5 protein-coding genes are annotated in these 4551 nt (G+C 47.0%); 4 read left to right on the top strand and 1 reads right to left on the bottom strand.

The genetic code is table 11. From position 1 onward, the window contains the following. Positions 1-114 precede the first annotated feature (114 nt). On the bottom strand, positions 115-672 hold the full coding sequence (locus WCO51_09940; protein MEI6513578.1) for a hemerythrin domain-containing protein: 558 nt from the start codon (positions 670-672) through the stop codon (positions 115-117). Positions 673-932: 260 nt separating this feature from the next. On the opposite strand from WCO51_09940, the gene WCO51_09935 reads away from it, so the two are divergent. The 4 genes from WCO51_09935 to WCO51_09920 form a co-directional block, all read left to right on the top strand. Further along, a complete protein-coding gene (locus tag WCO51_09935; protein MEI6513577.1) occupies positions 933-1835 on the top strand; it encodes an MBL fold metallo-hydrolase in 903 nt (300 codons plus the stop codon). After that, on the top strand, positions 1836-2426 hold the full coding sequence (gene grpE, locus WCO51_09930; GenBank protein ID MEI6513576.1) for a nucleotide exchange factor GrpE: 591 nt from the start codon (positions 1836-1838) through the stop codon (positions 2424-2426). It begins immediately after the preceding gene. After that, on the top strand, positions 2416-3804 hold the full coding sequence (gene glmM, locus WCO51_09925) for a phosphoglucosamine mutase (protein MEI6513575.1): 1389 nt from the start codon (positions 2416-2418) through the stop codon (positions 3802-3804). The genes grpE and glmM overlap by 11 nt, the downstream gene beginning before the upstream one ends. Beyond that, positions 3788-4551 (top strand): type III pantothenate kinase (locus WCO51_09920; GenBank protein ID MEI6513574.1); only part of this gene is annotated, 764 nt, incomplete at its 3' end. The genes glmM and WCO51_09920, both read left to right, overlap by 17 nt.

Raw genomic sequence — 4551 nt, 5'->3', positions numbered from 1 at the left:
CATTTATTTTAACTATTCTAGATAATCTTAAAGCAGTTTAGCTCGATACGTAATTACCGGGCTAAACTGAAAGACCTGAGTGAGAAATATTAGGCTTACAAAACATGGTGCCGTTTAAGTATTTGTGAGATGTGAGAGATCTTCCGCAATTGCTACAAGACGTTTATGAGTCGCCTCGCCTTGTTCTTGATCCACTTTTTCGAAGCTCTTTAAAAGCTCGCCTTTCTCTGTAACATCGAATATTTCTTCACTCATCGGGAATAACACGTTATCTTCCTTCCAAATATGGTTTGGATAAAGAGCAGTTAATGCGCATAATTTGGAAATAAGTTCCTCAGTAGATTCATTACTGCTTTTTGCATAAGCTTCAACTACTGTGGCAAACTCACCCACAGCTTTCCTACATAGTTCATGTTCATGGGTAAGCACCTGAATTGGGCCGCCTTGCGCAGGAACCCCCTTCTCAACAAGTAATGGAAATAGAATTGCTTCCTCTTTCCCGTGGTGGCATTTGTCCGCATATAGACGCATGAACTCAACCATATCGCGTAGGGTTTGAGGTTCAACTGCCTCCCCCGAAACGAGATTGCTTTTAACAACTAACATCGCATCGATAACTTTCTCGATGTTTCTATGCTCCGCTAACAACATCTCAATAGGTCCAACGTTCATCTTATTCACACCTCATATATATTCGATACGCTCACCGAGTAGTATAAGTTACTTGCATGCTTGCTTAATATCAGCTTCTGAACGATTCGCGATTTTTTCTGCTATATCAGCTTACACTACATGAAATAAACTTCGAAATTGCATCATCTAACTCAACTATCAAGCACTCCTTATCATCCTCTCAACTGCTGACCGCCAGCTAATCCCTAAACTCGGTATAATATAAGGTCGAAGCTCAAAAGGAGATTAGTCTCGGCGATATGCATAACCGCCCGTACATTACTCTGTTTTCGACGCCGCTTGTGTCAACGTGGGTATTCGACGAGACGCGTCGAATACTATTTGATGCGGGCGATGGTGCGGCAGCTATGCTTGACCAAAGACTGGCTAAGGTGCAGATGGTCGCGCTCACACACTCTCATCGTGATCATATCGGCGGGTTGCTGCAGTTGCTGAACCTGAGAGGAGGGATGGGCGAACTGAATGTCCTCTATCCTAGAGGGAACGGAGCAATCCGTGCTTATACTCAGTTCCTATCCGGTTTTGACCGGTATACGACAGGGACCGCAAACATTGTTGAATTTGAAGATGGGCAAGAATGGGCATTGCCTGATGAACGATTAATCCTGCGGTCATTTCGTAATGAGCATATTGACGACAATACGACTGAACAAATTAAGAGCATCGGCTATCAGATGATAAGACGTGTGGATAAGCTTAGACCTGAATACGAAGGGTTTTCTCAACAAGAATTGGACAAGATCAGAGTAGACAAAGGTAAGGAAGCGCTTGTAGCGCCGCAGGATAAGCTAATCTTTGCCTACACAGGTGATACCGCGCCGATGGACCCTTCAGTATACAAGGGCTGCGATTATCTTCTGCATGAATGCACATTTTTAGATGAAGAGGATGGCGAAGAGTACAATGCTCGGGCACATGGACATTCGGTACTGGGTGAGGTACTAACTCTTGCCAAGGAAGCAAAAGTTCACCAGCTTGGACTATTTCATATTTCGCGACGATATGATAACACAACCATCCGGCAGCGCGTACTCGAAATGTGTCGAAAGTTAAATGTACCATTTCGAGTAAGCATCGCCTACCCAGGCGAGTGCATCTACGATTTATTTGGAAATCCGACTTGGAACGGCGGAGGCGATTGAATGCGACATAACCGAAACGATAAAGATCAAAAAGAAGAGACGAAAAATATCCCTTTTAACGTGGAAATACCCACTGTTGAGGGCGAGAACCAACCTACCGAAGAAGGACAATTTATTCTTCTGCAGGATCAGCTTAATGCGGCAATCCTGCGGCTAAATGAGGCGGATGATTCGTTCCTGCGACTGCGCGCTGAATTCGATAACTTCCGCAAACGCATTCGGCAGGAGCAACTGGAAGACAAACAGCGAGGTATCGAGGAATTTGTCCTTCAATTACTCCCAATTATGGATAACTTCGAGAGAGCCGTTGGCGCCGCAGACAAGACAAAAAATTTCGATACCATGTCCGAAGGCGTAAGCATGATTGTACAGCAAATGCACGCTCTATTTGATAAGTATGCTATCAAGCCCATACAAGCTGCCGGTCAGCCGTTCGATCCTGTCTTTCATGATGCGATCATGCGCGTTGATAATCCTGACCTGCCCGACAACACTGTAGTTAATGAAGCTGAAAAGGGTTATACGATGCGCGGTCGTGTCATCCGCCCAAGCAGGGTTATGGTAGCAAAAAGGCCGCAAGATGGCGAGTAAGAAGTTATTCGGCACGGATGGCGTTCGAGGGATCGCAAACATTAACCTCACTGCCGATCTGGCTCTGAAACTAGGCATGGCGGCAGCGCATGTGCTTGCTGTTCCTGGGAAACCTTTGCGAGTTCTAATCGGCCGCGATCCTCGAATATCTGGTACGATGCTCGAATCAGCGCTAGCTGCCGGATTATGCGCGATGGGCGCGAGAGTAGAGTTGGTAGGAGTTGCCCCCACGCCTGCGGTTGCCTATCTGGTTACTCATGGCCCTTATGACATCGGCGCTGTGATTTCCGCCTCACACAATCCCGCTGATGATAATGGCATCAAGTTTTTCGGCCATAACGGTCGAAAATTGCCGGATACAATTGAAACGAAGATTGAATCTGCCATCGAACATCTAAGCACGCTGGAGCTTCCTAAAGGCGCCGGTGTTGGCACAACTGAGCAGCATCAAGACCCCCTAGGTCAGTATCATGATTTCCTCTGTTCACTTCTTCCAAAATCTTTGGGTGGAATGAAAATTGTAGTCGATGGTGCCAATGGCGCAGCTTCGGATATTGCTCCGCGAGTGCTCAAAGACCTTGGCGCTGAAGTTATCTGCAACGCTTGCTGTCCAGACGGCATCAACATCAATTTTAATTGTGGTTCAACCCACCCGAATGATATGCTTAATGAGACCCTCAAACAAGGGGCTGCTGTGGGAGTTGCTTTTGATGGCGATGCCGACCGTGCTATCCTATCTGATGAAAATGGCATGCGTGTTGATGGGGATCGAGTCATGGCGCTTTGGTCTCTAAATGAAATGCGACAGGGACGTCTCCACCCAGCGGTTACAGTCGGTACAGTAATGACCAATCTCGGCATGGAGAAATTGCTCAAGGACAATGGCATTGAACTTGTCAGAACTCCTGTTGGTGACCGATATGTTTCTGAAGCGATGTCCAAGCACAAATCTCTAATTGGCGGCGAGCAATCCGGCCATCTCATTTTCTCGAAACTCTCCACTACAGGTGATGGTCTAATCACACTCTTGGAAGTGCTTAAGGTGATGCAGGAAACAGGCAAACCGCTTTCTGAGCTTGCCCACTGTTATAAGCCCTGGCCGCAGCGTCTAGTGAACATGCACGTTAAGAGTAATAAAGGTTGGAATGAAAACAAGGTCATAGTGCAGGCGATAGCAAACGCAGAAGCGCTTTTAATCGAAACTGGCCGAGTCAGCGTGCGCCCATCAGGCACTGAACCGCTTTTACGCGTAATGGTAGAAGCCGAATGTATGAACTTATTGGAAATAGCTTTGGCTGGTATCGTTGATGCTGTCAAACAGCAGTTGGAAGGACATATTCATTCAGTAACGGAGTTATCTGATGCTGTTAGCAATTGATGTTGGCAATACCCATATGGTGGTTGGCGTTTTTGATGGTGGGAACTGGCGAGGCACTTGGCGAATGCACACCAATGTTGCCCGAACGGAAGATGAAACGGGAGCGGCATTACGTTCATTCCTAGAGCGAGCCGGCATCGCTGAAGCCATTAGTCGAGTGATTATCTCCAATGTCGTCCCAGCCCTTCAAGAAACACTCACTCGTCTTTCTAACAAATGGTTCAACTGCCAACCGATTTTCGTCAGCGACAAACTCGATCTCGGGCTAACGGTAAAATACAATCCACCCTCAGCAGTAGGAGCCGACCGTCTGGCAAATGCGGTTGCAGCCATTGAACTTTATGGCACGCCAATTATTGTGCTCGATATGGGGACCGCGACCACTTTGGATGCGATTAGCAGGGATAAAGAATATCTTGGGGGAGCTATTTTGCCAGGCGTAGTTCTCTCAATGGAAGCCCTATTTACAAAAGCTGCCCGTCTGCCAAGAATAGCACTCGAACCACCTGAGAATGCAATCGGACGTGATACTGAAAGCAGTCTTCGTTCAGGAATTATCGTCGGCACCGCTGGGGCGATTGATACATTAGTTAAACGCTTCAAAGAAGAACTCGGCGATGATACCCGCGTTATCGCCACAGGCGGCTTAGCAAGCACAGTCGTTGAAGCCTGCCAAACGGTTGAACTAAGCAATCCCAATCTAACTCTAGAAGGCTTAAGAATTATCGCATCAAAGAACCCTCTTCC

This window comes from bacterium (assembly GCA_037131655.1).
GTDB lineage: Bacteria > Armatimonadota > Fimbriimonadia > Fimbriimonadales > JBAXQP01 > JBAXQP01.
This window is presented reverse-complemented; position numbering and strand designations above follow the sequence as displayed.

Coding starts and splice junctions, on each gene's coding strand:
- WCO51_09940 (MEI6513578.1), bottom strand. CDS start 672: ATGAACGTTGGACCTATTGAGATGTTGTTAGCGGAGCATAGAAACATC.
- WCO51_09935 (MEI6513577.1), top strand. CDS start 933: ATGCATAACCGCCCGTACATTACTCTGTTTTCGACGCCGCTTGTGTCA.
- grpE (MEI6513576.1), top strand. CDS start 1,836: ATGCGACATAACCGAAACGATAAAGATCAAAAAGAAGAGACGAAAAAT.
- glmM (MEI6513575.1), top strand. CDS start 2,416: ATGGCGAGTAAGAAGTTATTCGGCACGGATGGCGTTCGAGGGATCGCA.